Origin of the sequence: Arthrobacter koreensis (genome assembly GCF_035792275.1) — a bacterium.
GTDB lineage: Bacteria > Actinomycetota > Actinomycetes > Actinomycetales > Micrococcaceae > Arthrobacter_B > Arthrobacter_B koreensis_A.
This window is the reverse complement of sequence record NZ_JAMWKK010000002.1, coordinates 296,940-318,832: the sequence shown is the minus strand read 5'-3', so window position 1 is coordinate 318,832 and position 21,893 is coordinate 296,940. Positions and strand designations below refer to the sequence as shown.

General features: G+C 66.8%; 15 protein-coding genes. 8 read left to right on the top strand and 7 right to left on the bottom strand.

Annotated features, from left to right (window positions below):
• The first annotated feature begins 108 nt into the window (after positions 1 to 108).
• Both NGB94_RS03410 and NGB94_RS03405 read left to right on the top strand, forming a co-directional pair.
• Positions 109 to 1,182: a lipoyl protein ligase domain-containing protein gene (locus tag NGB94_RS03410; RefSeq protein ID WP_325789092.1), complete on the top strand. Its 1,074-nt coding sequence runs from the start codon at positions 109 to 111 to the stop codon at positions 1,180 to 1,182.
• Between the two features lie 43 nt (positions 1,183 to 1,225).
• Complete coding sequence (locus NGB94_RS03405; RefSeq protein ID WP_325789090.1) at positions 1,226 to 1,558, top strand: cupin domain-containing protein; 333 nt, start codon at positions 1,226 to 1,228, stop codon at positions 1,556 to 1,558.
• Between the two features lie 59 nt (positions 1,559 to 1,617).
• Here NGB94_RS03405 and pepN read toward each other — a convergent pair whose 3' ends face one another.
• From pepN to NGB94_RS03390, 3 genes are all read right to left on the bottom strand, one after another.
• On the bottom strand, positions 1,618 to 4,230 hold the full coding sequence (pepN, locus tag NGB94_RS03400) for an aminopeptidase N (protein WP_325789089.1): 2,613 nt from the start codon (positions 4,228 to 4,230) through the stop codon (positions 1,618 to 1,620).
• A 4-nt stretch (positions 4,231 to 4,234) separates the two neighbouring features.
• The gene (locus NGB94_RS03395) at positions 4,235 to 5,911 is read right to left on the bottom strand and encodes a hypothetical protein (protein ID WP_325789088.1); all 1,677 of its coding nucleotides are present in this window, start codon (positions 5,909 to 5,911) and stop codon (positions 4,235 to 4,237) included.
• Between the two features lie 108 nt (positions 5,912 to 6,019).
• Positions 6,020 to 7,033 carry a YeiH family protein gene (locus NGB94_RS03390; protein ID WP_325789087.1) on the bottom strand — a complete coding sequence of 338 codons (1,014 nt, stop codon included), beginning with the start codon at positions 7,031 to 7,033 and terminating at the stop codon, positions 6,020 to 6,022.
• A gap of 191 nt (positions 7,034 to 7,224) precedes the next feature.
• Between NGB94_RS03390 and NGB94_RS03385 the strand changes: the two genes are divergently transcribed.
• A complete protein-coding gene (locus tag NGB94_RS03385; protein ID WP_325789086.1) occupies positions 7,225 to 9,948 on the top strand; it encodes a cation-translocating P-type ATPase in 2,724 nt (907 codons plus the stop codon).
• On the opposite strand, the gene NGB94_RS03380 is transcribed toward NGB94_RS03385, so the two are convergent.
• Both NGB94_RS03380 and glgC read right to left on the bottom strand, forming a co-directional pair.
• Entirely contained in the window at positions 9,920 to 11,359 is a 1,440-nt protein-coding gene (locus tag NGB94_RS03380) for an SDR family NAD(P)-dependent oxidoreductase (protein WP_325789085.1), read from the bottom strand. The two genes, NGB94_RS03385 and NGB94_RS03380, sit on opposite strands and share 29 nt — an antisense overlap.
• Before the next feature lie 109 nt (positions 11,360 to 11,468).
• A complete protein-coding gene (gene glgC, locus NGB94_RS03375) occupies positions 11,469 to 12,713 on the bottom strand; it encodes a glucose-1-phosphate adenylyltransferase (protein ID WP_325789083.1) in 1,245 nt (414 codons plus the stop codon).
• Between the two features lie 115 nt (positions 12,714 to 12,828).
• On the opposite strand from glgC, the gene glgA reads away from it, so the two are divergent.
• A complete protein-coding gene (gene glgA / locus NGB94_RS03370) occupies positions 12,829 to 14,025 on the top strand; it encodes a glycogen synthase (protein WP_325789081.1) in 1,197 nt (398 codons plus the stop codon).
• Between the two features lie 76 nt (positions 14,026 to 14,101).
• Here glgA and NGB94_RS03365 read toward each other — a convergent pair whose 3' ends face one another.
• Positions 14,102 to 16,198 carry an acyl-CoA dehydrogenase gene (locus NGB94_RS03365; protein ID WP_325789080.1) on the bottom strand — a complete coding sequence of 699 codons (2,097 nt, stop codon included), beginning with the start codon at positions 16,196 to 16,198 and terminating at the stop codon, positions 14,102 to 14,104.
• Positions 16,199 to 16,271: 73 nt separating this feature from the next.
• Positions 16,272 to 16,949: a TetR/AcrR family transcriptional regulator gene (locus NGB94_RS03360; RefSeq protein ID WP_325789078.1), complete on the bottom strand. Its 678-nt coding sequence runs from the start codon at positions 16,947 to 16,949 to the stop codon at positions 16,272 to 16,274.
• Positions 16,950 to 17,034: 85 nt separating this feature from the next.
• On the opposite strand from NGB94_RS03360, the gene NGB94_RS03355 reads away from it, so the two are divergent.
• The 4 genes from NGB94_RS03355 to NGB94_RS03340 are packed head-to-tail and all read left to right on the top strand — an operon-like array spanning position 17,035 to position 21,885.
• Positions 17,035 to 18,366 (top strand): acetyl-CoA C-acetyltransferase, encoded by a 1,332-nt coding sequence (locus tag NGB94_RS03355; RefSeq protein ID WP_325789077.1) that lies wholly within the window; start codon positions 17,035 to 17,037, stop codon positions 18,364 to 18,366.
• A 2-nt stretch (positions 18,367 to 18,368) separates the two neighbouring features.
• Positions 18,369 to 19,709 carry a 3-oxoacyl-ACP reductase gene (locus tag NGB94_RS03350; RefSeq protein WP_325789075.1) on the top strand — a complete coding sequence of 447 codons (1,341 nt, stop codon included), beginning with the start codon at positions 18,369 to 18,371 and terminating at the stop codon, positions 19,707 to 19,709.
• On the top strand, positions 19,706 to 20,626 hold the full coding sequence (locus NGB94_RS03345; RefSeq protein WP_325789074.1) for a MaoC family dehydratase: 921 nt from the start codon (positions 19,706 to 19,708) through the stop codon (positions 20,624 to 20,626). The genes NGB94_RS03350 and NGB94_RS03345 overlap by 4 nt, the downstream gene beginning before the upstream one ends.
• 23 nt (positions 20,627 to 20,649) lie before the next feature.
• On the top strand, positions 20,650 to 21,885 hold the full coding sequence (locus NGB94_RS03340) for a kynureninase (protein ID WP_325789072.1): 1,236 nt from the start codon (positions 20,650 to 20,652) through the stop codon (positions 21,883 to 21,885).
• Positions 21,886 to 21,893: the final 8 nt, after the last annotated feature.

Genomic DNA, 21,893 nt, shown 5'->3' with positions numbered 1-21,893 from the left:
CCTAGAATTGAAAGGTCCGTCCGGAATGATCCGGACGGACCTTTCGTTTACGTCCATGACCTAAGCGCGCAGGGCGCAAAGGGAAGAGTTCTTCCGGGAGGATCAGAAATGAGCGAAGCACACGACGGCCGCCGGCACGGGGAATACAAGGTCCCCGGCGGCAAACTGGTCGTGGTGGACCTCGAAGTGAAGGACGGTCTGCTGGATTCAGTCTCCCTGAGCGGGGACTTCTTCCTCGAGCCCGATGACGCGCTGGACGAGATCAATGCTGCATTGACCGGGTTACCGGCGGAGAGCACGGCAGAACAGATTGCCGACGCCGTCCGCACCAGGCTGCGCCCCGACGCTGTGCTGTTCGGCTTCTCGCCCGAGGCCGTTGCCATTACAGTGCGCCGGGCGCTGGCCAAAGCCACCAGCTGGGGCGACCACCAGTGGGAGATCATTCCGCCCACCCCGCTTTCTACCCATATGCACGTGGCAATGGATGAAGTCCTGGCAGAGGAAGTCGCGGCCGGGCGGCGCAACCCGACCCTGCGGTTCTGGGAATGGGAGTCCCCGTCCGTGGTGATCGGCAGCTTCCAGTCGCTGCGCAATGAGGTGGACCCCGACGGCGCCGAACGCCACGGAGTAACGGTTGTCCGCCGGATCAGCGGCGGCGGTGCGATGTTCATGGAGCACGGCAACGCCATCACCTACTCACTCTATGTACCCCAGTCCCTGGTGGACGGACTGAGTTTCGCCGATTCATACCCTTTCTTGGACGCCTGGGTCATGGAGTCCCTCGAGCGCCTGGGCATCAAGGCCTGGTACCAGCCGCTCAACGACATCGCCACGGACCAGGGCAAAATCGGCGGTGCGGCGCAGAAGCGGCTCAGCTCAGGGGCCATGCTGCACCACGTCACCATGTCCTACGACATCGATGCGGACAAGATGGTGCAGGTGCTCCGCATCGGCAAGGAGAAGCTCTCGGACAAAGGCACGCGCAGCGCCAAGAAGCGGGTGGACCCGCTGCGGCGGCAAACGGGCCTGAGCCGGGAGGCAATCCTGGACACCATGATGCAGACTTTTGCCGAGCGCTACGGCGCCCGGACCACGGGCATCTCCGATGCGGAGATGGATCGCGCCCGGGAGAAGGTCGGGTCCAAGTTCGATACTCCGGAGTGGATCAACCGGGTCCCGTAGTTCCCGCTACCTAACCGCCCACGCGGCATCTAGACTTCCCGGCATGGAAAAGAAGTCGCTGACGGCGCTGGTCCGTAACCACCTGGAAACGGCCCGGGAGGCTTCCTCCGGCCGAAGCGCGGCCACAGTCTACGGCGGCCACGAGCACGTAATGCGCCAGACCGTGATTGCCCTTGCCGCCGGGTTCAGCCTGGACGAGCATGAGAACCCCGGCGAAGCCACGATTACCGTACTCAAGGGGCGGATTACACTGCTCTCCGACGGTGAAAGCTGGGAGGGCTCGGCAGGCGACCTGCTCATCGTGCCGCAGGCCCGCCATGCCGTCACCGCCATCGAGGACTCAGCTTTCCTGCTCAGCGTCGCCAAACGGCGGTAGTGCGGCAGTGCGCGGAGGAGCCCGGGCCGGATCCGGCCCGGGCTCCTCCGCAGCAGACGCTAGCGGGCTGCTGCCTGCGCGCGCAGCGCCCGCAGGAGCTGGTCCTGGGCTTCGATGATGATGCGGCGCAGGGCAGCGGGAGCACCGGGGTTGGACTCCAGCCATTCCTGGCTCAGTACAAGTACCGGGTGGTCGGCCGGAACGGTGTGCGGAGCCAGGTCCTGCCCGGACGGATACAGGCCGGCCACCACGCGGGATGCTATTTCGATGCTGCGCGTGGACCATACCGTGTCCAGCGCCGCGAAATAGTCCGGGATGAAGGCGTCGAGAAGCTCATGTCCGCCAATATTGAAGCCTTCAATGGTCGCTGACAGCAGCTCATTCGAGAGTACCGCCGAGTTCACCGCTGCGTCCCAGGCCGCTGCCTTGACGCCTGCGTCGGGCATGGCCGAGGCCGCCACGGTGTAACCGACCCGGCCGGCTGCCGTATTGTCACCGGCGAGTTCGGCCTTGAGTTCTTCCGTGCCGGCCGAACCCGTTCCTGCCAGCGCCTGCCACAGGCGCCAGCGCAGGTCGGTGTCCACGGTCAGCCCGTCGTACGCGACCTCTCCGGTGAGCAGGCCGCGCAGCAGTTCGTTGTGGCTGTCGGTCCGGCGGCCCAGTGCTGCGGCGGCCCTGGCCAGGATCAGCTGGCTGTCGCTGCCCGCGGGGGCGTCGGCCAGCTGGTCCGCCACGGCCGTGAAGAGCTGCTCCCGAAGCGCCCCCCGGATCTCAGCCGGGGCGTAGCGCTCTACGGCAGTCCGTGCATTGTCCAGCAGTACCTGTTTGACGCCGGCACCGGGCTCGGACGGGGCAGTCCGGATCACCAGGCGCAGGTAGTCCCGCGCGGAGAGTACGCCGTCGCGCACGCTGTTCCAGAGTGCCGAGAGGCAGATGGCCCGGGCCAGAGGATCCCGCAGCCGGGGAAGCGATTCAAGCAGGGTGGCCAGCGATGCCGGATCGAACCGGATCTTGGCATAGGTGAGGTCGCCGTCGTTGGGCAGGAGCAGGGCCGGCACCGGCTTTCCGGAAAGTTCGGGAACCTCCGTGCGCCGGCCCGCGACGTCGATCTCCACCGTTCCGGTGCGCTCCAGCCAGCCGTCCGCCGTGAAGTCATAGGATCCCAGCCGGATCCGGTGCGGCCGCGGCATCTGCTCGCCGCTGACCGGGTCGGGGGCGTCCTGCAGCACGGTGACGGAGGCGTAGGTGCCGTCCGCAGCCTTCTCCGCTTCGACCGAAAGCACCGGCACGCCGGCGGTCTCGAGCCACATCCTCGACCACTCGCTCATGTCCCGTCCGGAGGCGTCGCCGAGTGCCTCCAGCAGGTCCCCGAGGGTGGTGTTGCCCCAGGCATGCCGGGCAAAGTACCTGCGGGATGCTTCGATGAACGCTTCAAACCCGACATAGGCGACGAGCTGTTTCAGGACCGAGGCACCCTTGGCGTAGGTAATGCCGTCAAAGTTCTGTTTGGCGGCTTCCAGGTTTGGAATGTCGGCCACGATGGGATGCGTGGTCGGCAGCTGGTCCTGGACGTAGGCCCAGGCTTTGCGGCGGTTCGCGAAACTGATCCAGGAGTTGGTCCAGTCCGTCGCTTCGTCCACGGCAAGCGCTCCCATGTAGTCCGCGAAGGACTCCTTGAGCCACAGGTCGTCCCACCACCGCATGGTCACCAGGTCGCCGAACCACATGTGTGCCATCTCGTGCATGATGGTGTTCGCCCGGGCCTCATACTGGGCTTCGGTGGCCTTGGTCCGGAACACGTACGCCTCGGTGAACGTCACCAGCCCCGGGTTTTCCATGGCTCCCAGGTTGTATTCAGGCACAAAGGCCTGGTCGTACTTTCCAAACGGGTACGGGTAGGCGAACAGCTCGTGGAAATACTGCAGTCCCCGTTTGGTGGTGTCGAAGATATTGTCAGCGTCGAAGTGCTCAGCCAGCGAGGCGCGGCAGTAGGCTGCCAGCGGGACCACAAGGTCATCCCCGTCAGGCAGGGCAGTGCTCCAGGAGTCTTCGGCCTTGAAGTACGGTCCGGCAAGCACGCAGGTGATGTAGGTGGAAATCCGTTGAGTGGGGAGGAAGTCCCAGCGGCTGCGGGTTCCGTCTCCCAGCGGGGTGCGTGCCGCTTCCTGCGCGTTTGAAGCGACTTCCCAGCCGGATGGAGCTGTGACGTGGAAGGTGAAGGAGGCCTTCAGGTCCGGCTGTTCAAAGTTGGCAAAGACGCGCCGCGCGTCGGCCGGCTCGTACTGGGTATAGAGGTAGGTTTGTCCGTCCGCCGGGTCCGTGAAGCGGTGCAGGCCCTCGCCGCTGCGGCTGTACAGGGCGGTCCCCTCAACGCTGACAACGTTCGTTCCGGTGACCAGGTTGTGCAGCATGATCCTGGACCCGGTCACGGTTTCTGCCGGGTCGTAGGCCTTGCCGTTCACGACGACGGCTTCCACGCCGCCGTGGATGAAGTCCAGGAACGTGGAGGCCCCCGACTCGCTGCAGTCGAAGGTTATGGTGCTCCGTGACCGGAAACCCGCAGCGTCAGGATCGGCTGCGCTTCCCAGGTCCAGTTCGACGTCGTAGGAAGCTACTCGCAGGAGGGCAGAGCGGGCGGCTGCTTCGTCGCGGCTCAGGTTTTCGTTAGGCACCAGTTCATTCAACCACTTCCGCTGGTGATGGGGGAGGCGGCGTGTCCCGGCGGCGGTTCCGCCCGGACAGCGGCGGCCGCCGCCGGGCACGCCGCGCAGCGGCAGCCAGTTTCTGCAGCGACAGGCTGCCGAGGACGATGAAGAACGGCAGATAGAGATAGAGGAAACGCGCCCGGCCTTCGGAGAGCAGCAGGAAGACGAACAATCCGAGCAGGGCAATGCGGGCCGTTGCCACTTCCCGGGAATCCAGGGGCGGTCCCCGCAGGAACAGCCCTGCCCCGCAGAGTGCCAGAAGCAGGAACCAGGTGCCCTGCCACAGGCTCATCAGGACTCCGAACCCCGGGCGTCCCGGACCAAAGAACTCCTGGATGCTGCGGCTCAGCGGATCATCTGCGATGAAGTCGCCGGCGGTCATTCTGCCTTCCCCCCAGCTGAAGAAGGACCCGTCACCGGTGATCCAGCGCAGTTTGGCGTTCAGGAAGGCTGCGTAGCCCCAGGGGCCCATGGCCGTGACGCGTTCGCGGTAGGCGTCTGCACCGGCTGCCAGGCGTTCCGCGGGATCCGTGATCTGCAGCGTCTCTGTCCGGTCCTCCTCGTTGTACGAGCCGTAGTAGTCTCCGTTCGGACCCGGGTACTGCTGTGCGCCGACCTTGAGGAAGTGCGTGAAGGGAAGGGCCTGCTGGGCCGGGGAAACGCCATCTGCCGGGACGCCCGAACTGCGGCTCCATGCGCCGGCAGCGGCGTTCGTCCCGGCAAACGCCCCCGCAGCCACCGCCATGGACAGCACGGCAGCCGGCAGGTCCCTGCGCCACGCGGCCCGGCGAACGGACAGCAGGACCACGAGGAACGCTGCCGCCAGCACGATCAGCACGGTGGGCTTGATTCCATAGCCGACGGCTGCCGCGGCACCGGCGGCCGCCCACAGCAGCAGTCCTGCCGGGAGCCTGCGTCCGGCTGACAGGACCAGCAGGCAAAAGATGAGAATGGTGAACGGCAGGGCCGCTGTATCCGAGTAGAAGACTGTCATCCAGGGCGAGAGGACAATCAGGATGATCGACGGCACGAGGGTCAACCTGGCTGCCTGGCGCCCGCCAAGCAATGCGGCGGCAGCATATGTGAGCAGCATCCCGGCAAACAGCAGTCCGGCGTTGAGGTAGGCAACTGACTGACGCAGATCCTCCGAGCCCAGCGCTTCCGCAAATCCCAGGTACTTGCTCAGGAGCAGCATCAGCAGGAGGTTGTTCGGGTTGATTTGGAAATAGGCACGGTCTGCAGCTTCCGGCACACCCTGGTCCGCGAGGCCGTACGCGGAGTAGTAGACTGCCGCAGCGTCCCAGTCCGGGGGGAGGCGGACCGCATCGGCCAGCCTGGCCAGTACGGCGAACACGGCCGCCCAGCCCAGCACTGATGCCAGGACACGCATCCAGCGGCGGGTGAGCAGTCTGTCCAGCAGGTTCAGGAGCCGGGGCACTGCCAGTGTCAGCGCGAGGACCACCGTGCCGGCCAGGACCGCAGCCCAGGTCTCGTAGCGCGTGATGCCGTAGGACGGAACAATGAGGTTGGAGAGAAGCAGCCACAGCACCAGTACGCACCACAGCAGCCCGGCCGTACGGGGCAGAGTGCCGGCTCGTATGGACCGGGTTCCGGTGGTGACTTCCGGGATGAACGCTGCGTGAGCCATGACGCCCCCTTGTGGTCCGCAACGGGTGGATGCCGGGAAAGTCTGAGACTATGCGTGCCCGCGGCGCCCGGCAACGGGGCCGGGCGCTGTTTCGGCGAAGCGGGGCGATCAGGCCGCCGGGACGAGCAGCACGGCCAGCCCCAGGCCGGCCGCCACGATGATAGTCCAGGAGATGAGGGAAGCAGCGGCAGCCCGGCCTCCGGTGCGCATCAGGCTGCGGAGGTTCACCGACGCACCGAGGCCAAAGAGTGCAGCAGCGAAGAGCAGCTCCTGGAACAGCGCTGCAGTTTCCAGCAGACCGGCCGGCAGGAGGCCGGTCGTTCGAAGCGCTACCGCCGCGACGAAGCCCGCGACAAAGAGCGGAACCAGCGGAGGGAACTTTCCGCCCGCGGAATTTCCGGCCCGCCTGCGGTGCTCCAGGCCCGCCAGGGCGCTGACCGGAGCGAGCATCAGCACGCGCACCAGCTTCACGACGACGGCAAGCGCCAGGGCCGCGGTACCGCCGGTCTGCGCTGTCGCAACAACCTGTCCCACATCATGCACGGAGGCGCCGGCAAGGAATCCAAACCTCTCCGGTGACAGTCCCAGTACCGCGCTGAGCAGCGGCAGGACGGCGATCGCAAGGGTCCCGCAGAGTGTGACCATCGCGGCTGGAACCGCAGTCTGTTCCGCCCGGATCCCCCTGGACGCCGCCACCGCTCCGACTGCGGACACCCCGCAGATCGAGAAACCGGCGGCAACGAGGACCGGTTCTTCGCCCGGGAGGCGGAATGCGCGGCACACCAGATAAGTCGCCCCGAATGAAAAACCGACGAGCGCCACTATGAGGACAACCGTCAGCCAGCCAAGACCGGCGATGTCCAGCAGGGAGACCTTCAGGCCCAGGAGGACAATCCCCAGCCGCAGGAATCTCTTGGCCGCAAGTGCAAGCCCGGGCCGCCAGGGACCTGCGGCCAGCCCGGCCGGACCAGGTATGTTTCCGGCTGCCAGGCCAATAACGACGGCCGCGGTCAGTACCGGAACGGCCGGAACCACACGGTGCAGCAGCAGGCAGAACACGACGGCCGCGGCGGCTGCTGCGAGGCCGGGAAGATTGGCACGGAAGGCGGTGGGCGCTGGCATCCTCCCACCTTCGCCGAGAAGCCTCGCCAGCGCCAACTCCGCAGCGCGCCGTTACCGCCCCGGCACCCCGTTGGTAGACTGATGCGGACCAGTTCGCGAGCCGAGCACAGGGGTATCCCATGCAGCATGGCAGCAGCTCCGGGTCCGGAACACCGGCGGCCGGCTCCTCACGTTCCCCGTCGGATTCCCCGGTGCCAGACCCCTGGACCCGTCCCGGCCCGGACGTCGCCAGAGCCCTGGGCACGGATCCGGCGACGGGCCTGAGTGTCTCAGAGGCAGAACGCCGGCTGGAGGCGTACGGGACCAACCAGCTTGCCGGCAAGCCGCCCGTTCCGGCGTGGCGGAAGATTCTGGCCCTGCTTTCGGACCGGCTGATTCTCGTCCTCCTTGCCGCCGCAGTGCTCAGCGCCGTCGTCTCCCGCGAGCTTGAAACGCCGATCGTCATCCTTGCCGTGGTCATCCTGAACACCTGCCTGAACTATGTGCAGGAACGCCGGGCGGAGAACAGCCTGGAGGCGCTCCGGCGGACGGATGTGGGAACCACGCGGGTCCGCCGCGGCGGCGCTGTCTCCACCCTCCCGCGTACGGAGCTGGTGCCGGGGGACATCGTGCTGCTGGAGGCGGGGGACTCGGTACCGGCGGACGGCAGGCTGCTCGAAGCCGTCCGCCTGCAGGCCGCTGAGGCAGCGCTTACCGGAGAGTCGCAGCCGGTCAACAAGGATGCCGCCTCGCTGCAGGCCGCCGATGCCCCGGTGGCTGACCGGCACGGGATGCTCTACATGGGAACAGACATCAGCCGCGGCCGGGCGGTGATGGTGATTACGGGCACGGGCATGGACACCCAGATGGGCAGGATCGCCCATCTGCTCGGCAGCACCCGGGATGAGAAAACCACGCTGCAGCGCAGCATTGACCAGGTCGCAGCCCTGCTGACCTGGATCGCCCTGGGCGTCGTGGCGCTGGTCTTTGTCCTGGGCCTGCTCCGCGGGGAGGACCTGAACACGCTGCTGCTGACCTCCGTATCCCTCGCGGTGGCCACGATCCCGGAAGGCCTGACCGCCGTCGTCGCCTTCACCCTTGCCATGGGAGCCTCCCGGCTGGCCGCACGCGGCGCCATCATCAAGCAGCTCTCCGCTGTGGAGACCCTCGGCGGAACCTCCCAGATCTGCACGGACAAGACCGGCACGCTGACACTGAATGAGATGACCGCCCGCCGGATTCTCTCCGCCTCCGGCCGCAGGTTCCGCGTCACCGGCACCGGCTACGGGGTGGAGGGGAAGATCCTGAGTCCGGACGGCGGGGAGGTGCCCGCACTCACCGAGGCCTATCTGGCCATGGTCCTGTGCAACGACGCATCGGTGGCCGACGGCGTGCTCACCGGCGATCCGACGGAAGGCGCGCTGGTGGTGCTGGCCGAGAAAGCCGGAATAGATGCGGTTGAGGCGCGGGCGGAGCATCCCCGGGTCGCCGAAGTTCCCTTCGACTCCGAATACAAGTACATGGCCACGTTCAATGCGAACGAGCGCATGCCGGACTCGCTCTGGTGCAATGTAAAGGGCGCCCCGGGCATCGTCCTGGACCTCTGCGACCAGATAGCGGGGGAGAGCGGCCCGGAGCCGCTGACACCGGCGCACCGGGAGCTGCTGCTGGGAGAGGTCGAAGCCATTGCCGATGCAGGCCTGCGTACGCTGGCCGTGGCCGGCCGGCCCTTCGGGGCCCTCCCGCCCACGGAACCCGAGCAGCTGCGCCGGGCAGTCTCAGGTCTGGTGCTCTACGCCGTCGTGGGCATCATGGACCCGCCGCGGAAGGAGGCACGCGAAGCCATCGAGGAGGCCCGCGCAGCGGGAATCCAGGTGCACATGATTACCGGCGACCACCTCGTCACCGCTTCCGCGATCGCCAAGGACCTCGGTATTCCAGGAGAGGCTGTGCCAGGTTCCCGGCTGGACACACTCAGCGACGCAGAGCTTCAGGAGCTCGCACCGAAGGTCGGTGTGCTTGCCCGGGTTTCCCCGGAGCACAAGCTTCGCGTGGTGGAGGCGCTGCAGGCTGACGGTTCCGTGGTGGCCATGACCGGTGACGGCGTCAATGATGCTCCGGCACTGAAGCGGGCGGACATTGGAATCGCCATGGGGATCACCGGAACCGATGTGTCCAAGGGTGCCGCCCGGATGATCCTGACCGATGACAACTTCGCCACCATAGTTGCCGCTGTCCGGGAGGGCCGCGGGATCTACGCGAACATCCTCAAGTTCGTCCGGTTCCAGCTGACTACGGCGTGGGGATTCGTGCTGATCTTCCTCGCGGCTGCCACGTTCGGCTTCGCCGGGGGAGCCCCGTTCACGGCCATCCAGATCCTCTGGGTGAACATCATCATGGACGGTCCGCCGGCCCTGGCCCTGGGGGTTGATCCGACCGACCCGCGCGTGATGCAGCAGCCGCCGCGGAAACGCCGGGAGCCCCTGCTCACCGGGCAGCGGCTGGCTGCCCTGTTCGTGTCCGGCGCCGTGATGGCGGCGGGTACCTGCTGGGTACTGCTGCAGGCGCCGTCGCTCTTCCCCGAGTCAGCGGCGGCGAGCGGCAACTTCGCCTCCACGATGGCCTTCACGACGTTCGTTTTCTACCAGGTCTTCAACCTGCTCAATGTCCGCAGCGAAACCTCCTCGGTGTTCTCGCTGCAGACGTTCACCAACCGGGCCGTCTGGTTCTCACTCGGCGCCGTAGTGCTGCTGCAGGTCCTGGTGGTCCAGCTCGGTTTCTTCGAGGACCTCTTCGACACGGTTCCGCTCAGCTCCGACCAGTGGATGCTCTGCCTGGGCGTGGCGGCCACCATCATCGTTGTCTCTGAGCTCAGCAAGGCCGTCGGAGCACTCCGCCGCCGAACCGCTACCAGGGAGAGGGCCGGTAATCCTTGAGGAAGACACCGTGCAGGTCCTCGCCCGCTTCGCCCATCACGATCGGGTCGTAGACGCGGGCTGCGCCGTCCACCAGGTCCAGGGGTGCGTGGAAGCCTTCTTCAGCCAGACGCACCTTGGTGGGGTGCGGGCGTTCGTCGGTGATCCAGCCTGTATCCACGGCCGTCATCAGGATGCCGTCGGTTTCCAGCATTTCCCCGGCACTGGTGCGGGTGAGCATGTTCAGCGAGGCCTTGGCCATATTCGTATGCGGGTGTCCCGGACCCTTGTAGCGGCGGGCGAACTGGCCCTCCATGGCGGAGACGTTCACGATGTACTTGCGCCGGGCCGGGGAGGCCGCCATGGCCGGGCGAAGCCGGTTGACCAGCAGGAACGGAGCAGTGACGTTGCACAGCTGCACTTCGAGCATCTCCAGCGGCTCAACCTGGTCCACTACCTGGGTCCAGGAATTGATCGGGGCCGTGTCCGGGACCAGGCCACCGGCGTCGATCGCTGTGCCGTCGCCCAGTTTCGCCAGGGACGACGAACCCGCCGTCAGCGCCAGGGAGGTGACAGCGTCGCCGGCCAGGACCGGATGTCCGGCGACGGAGCCTGCCAGCGCCGTCGGGTGGGCGTTGTAGGTGTTGCCGAAGGTCACCAGTTCCGGCATGGGCCTGTTCGAGGGCAGCTCTTCGAGCTCGGCGTCCATCAGCGGCTGGTAGGCGTTGGAACTGCGGCGCACGGTCTGCGCAGCGTTGTTGATGAGGATGTCCAGGGGCCCGTCGGCCGCAACGGCGTCGGCCAGGGAGATTACCTGGGCCGGATCCCTCAGGTCGATGCCCACAATCTTGAGCCGGTGCAGCCAGTCCGCGGAGTCTTCCATCGCAGCGAAGCGCCGGGCAGCGTCCTTGGGGAACCGGGTGGTAATGGTGGTGTGGGCGCCGTCGCGCAGCAGCCGCAGCGCAATGTACATGCCGATCTTGGCGCGGCCGCCGGTCAGCAGCGCGCGCCGTCCGGTGAGGTCCGTCCTGGCATCGCGCTTGGCGTGGCTGAATACGGCGCATTCCGGGCACAGCTGATCGTAGAAGGCATCCACCAGGGTGTACGGCTGCTTGCAGATGTAGCAGTTCCGCGGCTTAAGCAGCGTTCCTGCGGACGGACCATGCGCGGAGCTGCGCAGCTGCGCGCCCCTGGTCTCGTCGTCGATGCGGTCCGGAGCACCGGTGGCGGTGCGGGCGACGACGGCGCGGTCCGCCTCAGCGACGGCCTCCCGCTTGGTCACCTTCCGGTGTTTCTTGACGGCCTTGAACATCTTTGCCGTGGCCCGGCGTACGGCCACGTGGTCCGGATGGTCCTCGTCCAGGGCATGGATGGTGGAGAGGACCCGAAGGCAGGTGCTGAGGTCTTCGGGGGTAAGGTCTGTGCTGCTCATCGAGTCGTTTCTGCGGTGGGTCCGCCGGGAGTAGTCACGGCGGAGGGCAAACTGGTGCACCTCGACCTTACCGCTAACCCGCCCGGCTCCCGTTATTGCGCGGCGCGCATCACTGGACCCGGACTGTCTGTCCTTTGCTCAGCACCGTCAGGCCGGACGCCGTGACCGTGTACCCGCGGGCCAGGTCCAGTTCGCGGTTGACGCCGATGGTTGCCCCCGGCGGGATTTCGACGAACTTGTCCACGATCGCGCGCTTGACCACGGCCCCTTCACCGATCCGTACCCCGTCCATGATCACGCTGTCTGTCACGGTGGCGCCGGAGTCCACGTAGACGTCGTGCCCCAGGACGGAACCGCTGACAGTGCCGCCGGAGATAACGGCGCCGTTGGCGACGATCGAATCCACGGCTGTTCCGGGCGCCGCAGTTGAATCCCGCACAAACTTCGCCGGCGGGGAAATGCTCTGCCGGGTGTAGATGGGCCACTGCAGGTTGTACAGGTTGAAGGACGGCACCGGGGAGATCAGGTCCATGTGCGCGTCGTAATAGGAGTCCAGCGTGCCGACGTCCCGCCAGTACCGCTGGTCCCGATCAGTGGCGCCGGGAATGATGTTTTCGGTGAAGTCGTAGACGTTGGCTTCGCCGCGTTCCACGAACCAGGGAATGATGTCTCCGCCCATGTCGTGTTTGGTAATCAGGCGTTCGGCATCGATCCGAAGCGCCTCCACCAGTGCGTCGGTGGTGAAGACGTAGTTGCCCATGGAGGCCAGGAAGCTGCCGGGATCATCGGGCAGCCCCGGGGTGCTGGACGGCTTCTCTACGAACGCCGCTATCTGGCCCGGATCACCCGGATCCGTTTCGATGACGCCGAACTGGTCCGCCATGGCCAGCGGCTGCCGCACCGCGGCTACGCTGCACGGGGCACCGGAGGCGATGTGCGCCTCCACCATCTGGGAGAAGTCCATCCGGTAGACGTGGTCCGCGCCAATGACGACGACGATGTCCGGCCGGGCATCGTCGATCAGGTTCATGGACTGGTACAGGGCGTTGGCGCTTCCCAGGAACCAGCTTTTACCCACCCGCTGCTGCGCCGGAACGGAGGCGACGTAGTTCTGCAGCTGGGTGGAGAGGCGCCAGGTCTCGGAGATGTGCCGGTCCAGGCTGTGCGACTTGTACTGGGTCAGCACCACGATCTGCAGGTAGCCGGAGTTGACCAGGTTGGAGAGGGCAAAGTCGATCAGCCGGTACTTGCCGGCAAAGGGCACCGCTGGTTTGGCCCGGTCAGCGGTCAGCGGCATCAGCCGCTTACCCTCGCCGCCGGCGAGGACGACGGACAGGACTTTCTTCGGTGCCATGTGTCTGCTCCTGACTGCTCCCGCCATGCGGGAAATCTGTTAAGCCGTTCCTGACTGGGAAGCCTGCTGACCAACACACTAGATCACTGCGCGTGATGTGCACTACGTTGATCAAGTGCGAGTAGATATCGTTTCCAAGGAATTCCCCCCGGAGATCTACGGCGGAGCCGGAGTGCACGTCGCGGAACTGAGCCGTGTGCTGGCCAGCCGGGCTGACCTGCGGGTTCACTGTTTCGGCGCGCCTAGGGAGGCTGACTACCACGGCGCCCGGGTGCGTGCGTACCCCGTTCCGGCCGAGCTGGACGGCGCCAATCCCGCCGTCCAGACCCTCGGCACGGACCTGGACATGCTCCAGGGGCTGGAAGGCACGGACCTGATCCATTCGCACACCTGGTACGCCAATATGGCCGGCCATCTGGGTTCACTGCTGTACGGGGTACCCCATGTGCTGAGCGCGCACAGCCTGGAGCCGCTGCGCCCCTGGAAAGCCGAGCAGCTCGGGGGCGGATACGCGCTGTCTTCCTGGGTGGAGAAAACCGCGTACGACGCCGCTTCCGCCATCATTGCCGTGTCCGAAGGGATGCGGAAAGACATTCTGCGCGCTTATCCGGAAGTCACCCCGGGCAAGGTCCGCGTGGTGCACAACGGGATCGACACCGATGCCTGGCACCCGGACCATGATCCGGACGGGGTACGTGCGCTGGGCATCGACCCGGATGCGCCGTCGGTTGTGTTCGTGGGACGGAATACCAGGCAGAAAGGCGTCCCCTATCTGCTCCGGGCAGCCGCCCTGCTGCCGCCGGAGGTCCAGCTTGTCCTCTGCCTGGGTGCAGCGGACACGCCGGAGCTCGCTGCCGAGACTGCAGAACTGATCACGGAACTGTCCCGCTCCCGCACCGGCGTCGTCGTCATTGAGCGGATGCTGCCGCGCGCCGAGCTGATCAAGGTACTCAGCTCTGCCACGGTCTTTGCCTGCCCCTCGATCTACGAGCCGCTGGGCATCGTTAACCTCGAGGCGATGGCCTGCGGCACGGCAGTAGCAGCCAGCGCCACGGGCGGCATACCCGAGGTGGTGGACGACGGCGTCACCGGCCTTCTCGTGCCCCTTGACCAGGTACAGGACGGCACGGGCACGCCGCTGGATCCCGACGCGTTCGTCCGTGATTTTGCCGCTGCCCTCACCGTGCTGGCCACGGACCCTGACCGGGCACGGGAGATGGGGGAGGCCGGCCGGCGCCGTGCCTCCGAGCACTTTTCCTGGGAGGCAATCGCAGAGCAGACCCTGCAGGTCTACCGCTCGGTCCTTCCCTAGCTGCACAGGCAGACCCTGAGGGACCCGGCACCGGTTGTTCCGGTGCCGGGCCCCTCAGGGTCTGCCTGTGCAGGTGCTAACGCTTGGCCTTCGCCGCCTGCTTCCGGCGCTGGATCAGGATCTTCTCGTCCACGGGTGCGGTACCGGAGGCCCGCAGCAGCCGCTGGTATTCCATCGACTCGTCCTGCCGCTGCTTCTCGGCACCGCTCGCGATGGCTGCCCGGAGGTGCTCCGGGCCGTATCCAAAGGCGTTCACCAGGTCCATGGCGTGCGGCCGGATCCTGGCGAGCAGGCGGTTGATGTATTCGCCAAGAGTGCGGGCCCGCTGCGAGGAGAGCCGTCCGTGCATCAGGTACCAGGCCAGGTTCTTTTCGATCAGTCCCAGCCCGAAGAGGTCGCGCAGCCACGTGACGACCTGCCGCGTTCCTTCGTCCTCGATGCGCTCCAGGCCCCGGGTGAAGGCCTCCCACTGCAGCAGTTCGGCGTGGGCGCGTGCGGCTTCGATGAGGTCGTGCTGGTTCCGGTTGAAGACCGCAGCGGCCTCAGCCTTGGGCAGCTTGCGTGCCTTCTGCAGCTCGCCGGCAACCTCGGCCACCATGGTGGCCACCCGGTCTGCCAGCAGGTCGTGCTGGGCCCGCGGATCGCGCAGGGCAATCGCGGACTTCTTTTCGGAGCCGGTGTCCGCAACCGTCTGCACTATCTGGCGCAGGCCGGAGCGGTGGACGGTGCGTTCCGTTGCCTGGCCCACCACGTACCGGGCCAGGACGCCGAAGTCGGCGCCCTGGAATTCCTTGGCGTAGTCGGCCAGCAGCCGCTTGGCGACCAGCTGCAGCAACACCGTGTTGTCGCCCTCGAAGGTCACGTAGATGTCCAGGTCGGACCGCAGCGCCGTGAGCCGGTTCTCGGCCAGGAACCCGGCGCCGCCGGTGGCTTCGCGGCATTCCTGGAGGGTGTCCAGTGCATGCCAGGTGGAGAGGGACTTCAGGGCCGCGGCGAGGGTTTCAAGGTCCTGGCGGTTCTCGTCGGTGTCGTCGGCTCCGGAGAACACGTCGTCGAACTTGGACAGCAGCTCATCATGCGCGAAGGACGCGGCGTAGGTGGTGGCCAGCAGGGGGAGCAGGCGGCGCTGGTGCTGCTGGTAGTCCATCAGCACCTCTTCGACCGTGTCAGACGCGCCGTTGAACTGACGGCGCTCCGTGGCGTACTTGACGGCGATGTTCAAGCCCAGCTTCGAGGCGGCAACCGCGGCGCCGTCCAGGGAAACCCGGCCCTGGACGAGGGTGCCGATCATCGTGAAAAACCGGCGGCCCGGGCTCTCGATGGAGGACGTGTAGGTGCCGTCTTCAGCCACGTCGCCGTAACGGTTCAGCAGGTTGGTACGGGGAACCCGGACGTTGGAGAAGTGCAGCCGGCCGTTGTCGATGCCGTTGAGGCCGCCCTTGACGCCGTCGTCCTCTCCGCCGACGCCGGGCAGGAAGCCGTTCTCGTCACGCAGCGGAACGTAGAAGGCATGCACGCCGTGGTCCACGCCCTTGGTGATGAGGTGCGCGAAGACCACGGCGGCCTTGCCGTTGACGGCAGCGTTGCCGATGTAGTCCTTCCACGCCGCGCGGAACGGGGTGTTGATGATGAACTCCTGCGCCGCCTCGTCGTACTCGGCGGTGGTGGCAATGCTGGAGACATCCGAGCCGTGTCCGGTCTCGGTCATGGCGAAGCAGCCGGGGATCTCCAGGCTCATGATGCCCGGGAGCCACTTCTCGTGGTGTTCGCGGTTGCCCAGGTGCAGGACTGCGGAGCCGAACAGGCCCCACTGCACGCCGGCCTTGATCTGCAGCGACGGATCGGCCACCACCAGTTCCTCGAACCCGGCAATGTTCCCTCCGTGGTTGTCCTGGCCGCCCACGTAGGAAGGGAAGGCACGGTGCACGGCGTCGGCGTCGACCAGGACCTTGAGCTGGTCCATCACCCGGAGGCGGTGTTCGGTGTGCGAGAGTCCGGCGGGGGTGTGGAGTTCGTCCGATCCGGCCAGCTTGCGGGCCTGCAGGCGGATGTCCTGCCACTTGCCCAGCAGGGCGCGGCCCAGCGCTTCAACGTTGACTGTTGCCGAGTCGTCTTCGCGGATGACGGTGCTGGCGGGGAGCTGGCGCTGCGGGGTAGAGACTGATTGCGTCATTGCGTGTCCTTACTGGTCGGCGTTCGGCGGTGCGGAGGGTACTCCGCGGCTGCCGGGCGCAGTGGTGGGTTCTTTAGGCTTCGCGGGTTTGGCGGCCGGGGGTGTCCCAGCCAATTCCGTCAAACAGCCAGGCAGTGAGCTGGTCCGTCATTTCGGCTTCTGAGGGCCTGTCCGGGGCGGGGGTGGCAAGCCAGCGCTCACCGGCGGCCCGCACCATGCCCAAAGCTGCAATGGGCCAGAAGCCGGCGGCGGCCTGCGTCAGGGAACCGGTGTCATGCCCCTCCAGGTATGCCTGCACGGCGTGGTCCATCATTTCGCTGATATTGGCGAAGAAGTGCGACAGCGCGACGGCGACGCCGGGTTCGCTGATGCCCGGGGCCTCACCGGCGGAACCGGTGACAAAGGCGTACACGTTGGGGGAGGTCTGTGCCATCTGCAGGTAGGCGGAAACCATGGCCCGCAGTCCGGAGCGCGGCGAATCGGCGCTGCGGCCAGCCGCGAGGATCTTGTCCTGCATCTGGTTAATGACCACCTCGCCCATGGCCTGCTGCAGCCCGGACTTGTCCCCGAAGTACCGGTAGTACACAGACTTCGAGGTTCCTGACGCAGCGGCGATTTCCTCCATGGATGCCTGCGCGCCGAGGGTGTGCACGGCGCGGCGTGCGGCCTTGATGAGGGCGCTGCGGCGCTCGATGCGGTGCGCTTCCCAGCGGACGGAACGGCCGTCCGGTGCGGGTGTGTCTTGTTTCACTGCGGTGTTCACGATACCCAGCGTATCAGGTACGGTGGGTTACAGTAATTCCTGTCACATATTGATCCCCCAAGGAGACGCCCGAATGGCTGCACAACCCACGTCCGCCCCGGCACCCGCCCCCGGCGCCGGTCCCGCCGTCCGCAACGCCGTGGTTATTGGCGGCAACCGCATCCCCTTCGCCCGCTCCGGCGGCGCCTACGCCCACAGTTCCAACCAGGACATGCTGACCGCGGCCCTGGACGGATTGGTAGCCCGCTTTGGCCTCCAGGACGAACGGATCGGCGCCGTAGCAGCCGGAGCCGTCCTGAAGCACTCCCGGGACTTCAACCTCACCCGCGAAGCCGTCCTCGGCTCAGCCCTGTCTCCGGAAACTCCCGCCTATGACGTCCAGCAGGCCTGCGCCACCGGACTGGAGACCGTCGTGTCCCTCGCCAACAAGATCAAGCTGGGCCAGCTCGAGTCCGGAATCGCCGGCGGTGTCGATTCCGCTTCCGACGCCCCGATTGCAGTCAGCGAAGGCCTGCGCCGCGCCCTGCTGGATCTCTCCCGTGCCCGCTCGACCAAGCAGAAACTTGCTGCCATCGCAAAGATCCGCCCCCGCGACCTGGCACCCAACGCTCCTACCACGGGCGAACCCCGCACCGGCCTGTCCATGGGCGAACACCAGGCACTGACGACCGCCCAGTGGAAGATCACCCGCGAAAGCCAGGATGAGCTGGCCTACAACAGCCACCGGAACCTTGCCGCCGCCTACGACCGCGGTTTCTTCGACGACCTGATCACCCCGTACCGCGGGCTGTCCCGTGACTCGAACCTCCGCGCCGACACCTCCCTGGAGAAGCTGGCAAAGCTGAAGCCGGTCTTCGGCCGCTCCCTGGGCGATGAAGCCACCATGACGGCGGGCAACTCCACCCCGCTTACCGACGGCGCCTCGGTGGTGCTCCTCGGTTCCGAGGACTATGCGCGGGAGCATGACCTCCCTATGCTCGCCAACATCGTCGACGCCGAAGCCGGCGCGGTCGACTTCGTGCACGGCCGCGACGGACTGCTGATGGCCCCGGCCTTTGCCGTCCCGCGCCTGCTGGCACGCAACAACCTGACCTTCGCAGATTTCGATTTCTTCGAAATCCACGAGGCCTTCGCCGGTACAGTCCTGAGCACCCTCGCAGCCTGGGAAGACGAAGAATTCTGCCGCACCCGCCTGGGACTGGACGCACCGCTGGGCAGCATCGACCGGAGCAAGCTCAACGTCAACGGTTCCTCGCTGGCAGCCGGACACCCGTTCGCCGCCACGGGCGGCCGCATCGTCGCCTCCCTCGCCAAGATGCTCGCGGAGAAGGGCTCCGGCCGCGGACTCATCTCCGTCTGCGCCGCCGGCGGCCAGGGCCTCGTAGCCATCCTGGAGGCCCGCTAGCCATGACGGATACCTACCTGAACCTCGTCAATTCCGGCATCACCAAGGAGATCGCGAAGAAGCTTGGACTGCCCCGGCCAGCCGTGCTCCGCCGGTTCGATCCGTCCAAGCCCCTGGTTCCGGGCCCGGTACTGGTCCTGGGCAAGGGCGAAAGCGCAGACACCCTCGCATCCCTGCTGCTGTCCTGGCAGCTGGATGTCCGCCGGCATGCCACCCCCAAGGAAAAGCTGGGTGCCATCCTGATGGTGCTCGACGAAGCCGCAGCCCCCGAAGACCTGGGCGCGGTGAGCCTCGACGCTGGTGCCAGCCTGCGCGACCTCGCTCCGGGCGGACGGATAGTGACCGTTTCGCGGCCTGCGTCCGAGGCCCAGGATCCTGCTGCGGCAGCGGCCCGGCAGGGCGTCGACGGTACCCTGCGTTCCCTCGCCCATGAACTGCGCGGCGGTGCGACAGCCAACGGGATCGTGCTGGCCAACGGCACCGATGCCTCCGCACCGTCCGTTGCCGCTGCCCTGCACTTCCTGCTCTCAGGCCGCAGCGCCTACGTCAGCGGCCAGTTCATCAGCGTCGGCTCCGACGCCGGGGAGCTGCCGCAGGACTGGAACACAACGCTCGCCGGCAAGACCGCCGTCGTCACCGGTGCCGCACGCGGTATCGGTGCGTCGATTGCCCGGGTGCTGCACCGGGAGGGTGCCAACGTCATTGTGGTGGACGTGCCGGCTGCCGGCGAGCAGCTGGCCGCCGTCGCGAATGAAATCCACGGCACCGCACTGCAGGTGGACATTACCCGTGACGACGCCGCCGACCGGATCCTGGCGCATGCCGCCGAGCGCTACGGCAAGCTGGACATCGTCATCCACAACGCCGGAATCACCCGTGACAAGCTGCTGGCCAACATGGATGCCTCCCGGTGGGACTCGGTGATCGCGGTGAACATTGCGTCGCAGCTGCGGATGAACACGCGGTTCCTCGAGTCGGAGACCTTCAGCCCCGACGGCCGGATCGTATCGCTGGCTTCCACCAGCGGCATCGCCGGAAACCGCGGGCAGACCAACTATGCCGCGTCCAAGGCCGGCATCATCGGCATGGTCCGGGCAACAGCACCGCTGCTGGCTCCGCGCGGCGGATCCATCAACGCCGTCGCGCCCGGTTTCATCGAAACCGACATGACGGCGCGGATGCCGGCGCTGACCCGGCAGGTGGCACGCAGGCTCTCCAGCCTGCAGCAGGGCGGCAAGCCTGTTGACGTGGCAGAGACGATCGCCTTCCTGGCCTCGGACGCCGCTGCGGGCGTCAACGGACAGGTGCTGCGGGTGTGCGGACAGAATATGGTGGGGGCATGAGCGTCCAGGAACTCGAAGCTATTCCGGCGCTGGGCCGCCTCTACCTGACTGCAGCCTCAAACGCCGCACGCAGCCGTCTCTCCCCGGCCTCGGCACCAAAGGACCTCCCGGCGGCCCGGCACACCGTGCAGCATGCCCGGGTTGATCTGGACAACCTCACCAGCTTCCAGCGGCTGGTTCTGCACAGCGCCCAGGACACACTGCCTTCGGGCTACGTGCACACGTTTGCGTTTCCCGTGGCGATGAGCGTCATGGCGCGGGAAGACTTTCCGCTGCCGCTCCTGGGGCTGGTCCACCTGCGCAACGAGGTCCGGCACCTGCGTCCGATCCACTACTCGGAGCCGCTGTCCGTAACGGCCTGGGCGGAGAACCTCGCCGGGCACCGCGCCGGCACCCAGGTGGAGCTCGTCGCCGAGGTCCGTTCCGGGGACGAGCTCGTATGGACCGGGCGTTCGGTCTACCTGGCCAAGGGAGTTTATCTTCCCCGTTTTGACCGGCCGGGTTCCGCGGGGCAGCGGCCGGAGTTCGTGCCGCCGAATCCCACCGCGCAGTGGCGGCTGGGACCGGATGCCGGACGAAACTACGCACGGGTATCGGGCGATTTCAATCCGATCCACCTCAGCGCCCTCTCCGCACGCGCCCTGGGCCTCAAGCGGTCGATTGCGCACGGCATGTACATGGCGTCCCGGGTAGTGGGTGAGACAGGCCCGGCAATGCAGGAACCGTTCGAGTGGAATATCGAGTTTGAGTCACCGGTTTTCCTCCCCGCGACGGTAAGTGTCCGGATCTCCGAATCCGGCACCCCGGGGGATCGCGGAGCAACCACCTTCACCGGGTGGAACCAGCGCAGCAGGCGCCGGCATTTCCACGGCTGGGCACGTCCGCTCGCTGCCGGGGCACCAACCAGCCAGGACTAGCGGCGGCTGCTAAAGTTCCGGCCATGAGAACAACTTCGCGCCTGTCTGACCGTGCCCGGGAACTGGACTCTGCTGATCCGCTTGCGGGGATGCGGGAAAAGTTCCTGGGCCATGACGACGCCGGCGTGCCTGCCTACCTGGACGGGAATTCCCTGGGCCGGCCGCTGGCCGCCACACTGGACCGCCTGAATGAGTTTGTGCGGAATCAGTGGGGCGGCCGGCTGATCCGCGGCTGGGACGAGGGGTGGCTGGCACTGCCGCGGCAGATCGGTGACGAGCTGGGCCTGCAGGTGCTGGGCGCCGCGCCGGGCCAGTGCATCGTGGCAGATTCCACCACGGTCCTGCTGTACAAACTGGCCCGCGCCGCGGTCGCCGCGGGTGGAGACCGGACCGAAATCGTCCTGGACCGGGATAATTTCCCCACGGACCGCTATGTCATGGAGGGCATCGCCGCCGAGTGCGGCCTTACCCTGCGCTGGGTGGGAGCTGATTACGACGGCGGGGTCCGGCCCGAGTCGGTTGCCGCCGCTGTCGGGCCGCAGACTTCCCTGGTGGTGCTCAGCCACGTCGCGTACCGCTCGGGTTTCATCGCAGACGTGCCGGCGATCACGGAGCTTGTTCACCGGACGGGCGGCAGGGTGCTCTGGGACCTCTGCCACTCCGCCGGTTCTGTTCCCGCGGAGCTGGATGCCTGGAACGTGGACTATGCGGCGGGCTGCAGCTACAAGTACCTCAACGGCGGCCCGGGTGCTCCGGCCTGGGCTTATGTGGCGGCCCGGCACCAGAATGATTTCAACCAGCCCATCCGGGGCTGGCTCGGGGCAGGGGATCCGTTCGGCATGGGCCGGGACTTCGTTCCGGCTCCCGGAATCCAGCGGGTGGTCTCCGGCACCCCGCCCATCCTGGGGATGCTCGCCATGCAGGACATGATCGCCCTCATTTCCGAAGCGGGAATGGACGCCGTGCGGGAGAAATCCGTCCAGCTCACGTCCTTCGCCGTACAGGCGTTCGATGAGGTCCTCGCCCCGCTGGGCGCCGTCCTGGCTTCTCCCCGCGATCCGTCGCAGCGCGGCAGCCACATCACCGTTGACCACCCTGCGTTCAAGGACGTTACAGCCAGGCTCTGGGAGCAGGGGATCATCCCCGACTACCGGAATCCCAACGGCATTCGGCTGGGGCTGTCGCCGCTCTCCACGTCTTTCGCAGAGACCTGGACAGGGATCGAGGCCATGGCCGCAGATCTCAGGGCCGGTTCATAACAGCCGGG

Bases quoted from the DNA above. Each gene is read 5' to 3' on its own strand.
- NGB94_RS03410 (WP_325789092.1), top strand. From the start codon at position 109: ATGAGCGAAGCACACGACGGCCGCCGGCACGGGGAATACAAGGTCCCC.
- NGB94_RS03405 (WP_325789090.1), top strand. From the start codon at position 1,226: ATGGAAAAGAAGTCGCTGACGGCGCTGGTCCGTAACCACCTGGAAACG.
- NGB94_RS03395 (WP_325789088.1), bottom strand. From the start codon at position 5,911: ATGGCTCACGCAGCGTTCATCCCGGAAGTCACCACCGGAACCCGGTCC.
- NGB94_RS03390 (WP_325789087.1), bottom strand. From the start codon at position 7,033: ATGCCAGCGCCCACCGCCTTCCGTGCCAATCTTCCCGGCCTCGCAGCA.
- NGB94_RS03380 (WP_325789085.1), bottom strand. From the start codon at position 11,359: ATGAGCAGCACAGACCTTACCCCCGAAGACCTCAGCACCTGCCTTCGG.
- glgC (WP_325789083.1), bottom strand. From the start codon at position 12,713: ATGGCACCGAAGAAAGTCCTGTCCGTCGTCCTCGCCGGCGGCGAGGGT.
- NGB94_RS03365 (WP_325789080.1), bottom strand. From the start codon at position 16,198: ATGACGCAATCAGTCTCTACCCCGCAGCGCCAGCTCCCCGCCAGCACC.
- NGB94_RS03355 (WP_325789077.1), top strand. From the start codon at position 17,035: ATGGCTGCACAACCCACGTCCGCCCCGGCACCCGCCCCCGGCGCCGGT.
- NGB94_RS03350 (WP_325789075.1), top strand. From the start codon at position 18,369: ATGACGGATACCTACCTGAACCTCGTCAATTCCGGCATCACCAAGGAG.
- NGB94_RS03345 (WP_325789074.1), top strand. From the start codon at position 19,706: ATGAGCGTCCAGGAACTCGAAGCTATTCCGGCGCTGGGCCGCCTCTAC.
- NGB94_RS03340 (WP_325789072.1), top strand. From the start codon at position 20,650: ATGAGAACAACTTCGCGCCTGTCTGACCGTGCCCGGGAACTGGACTCT.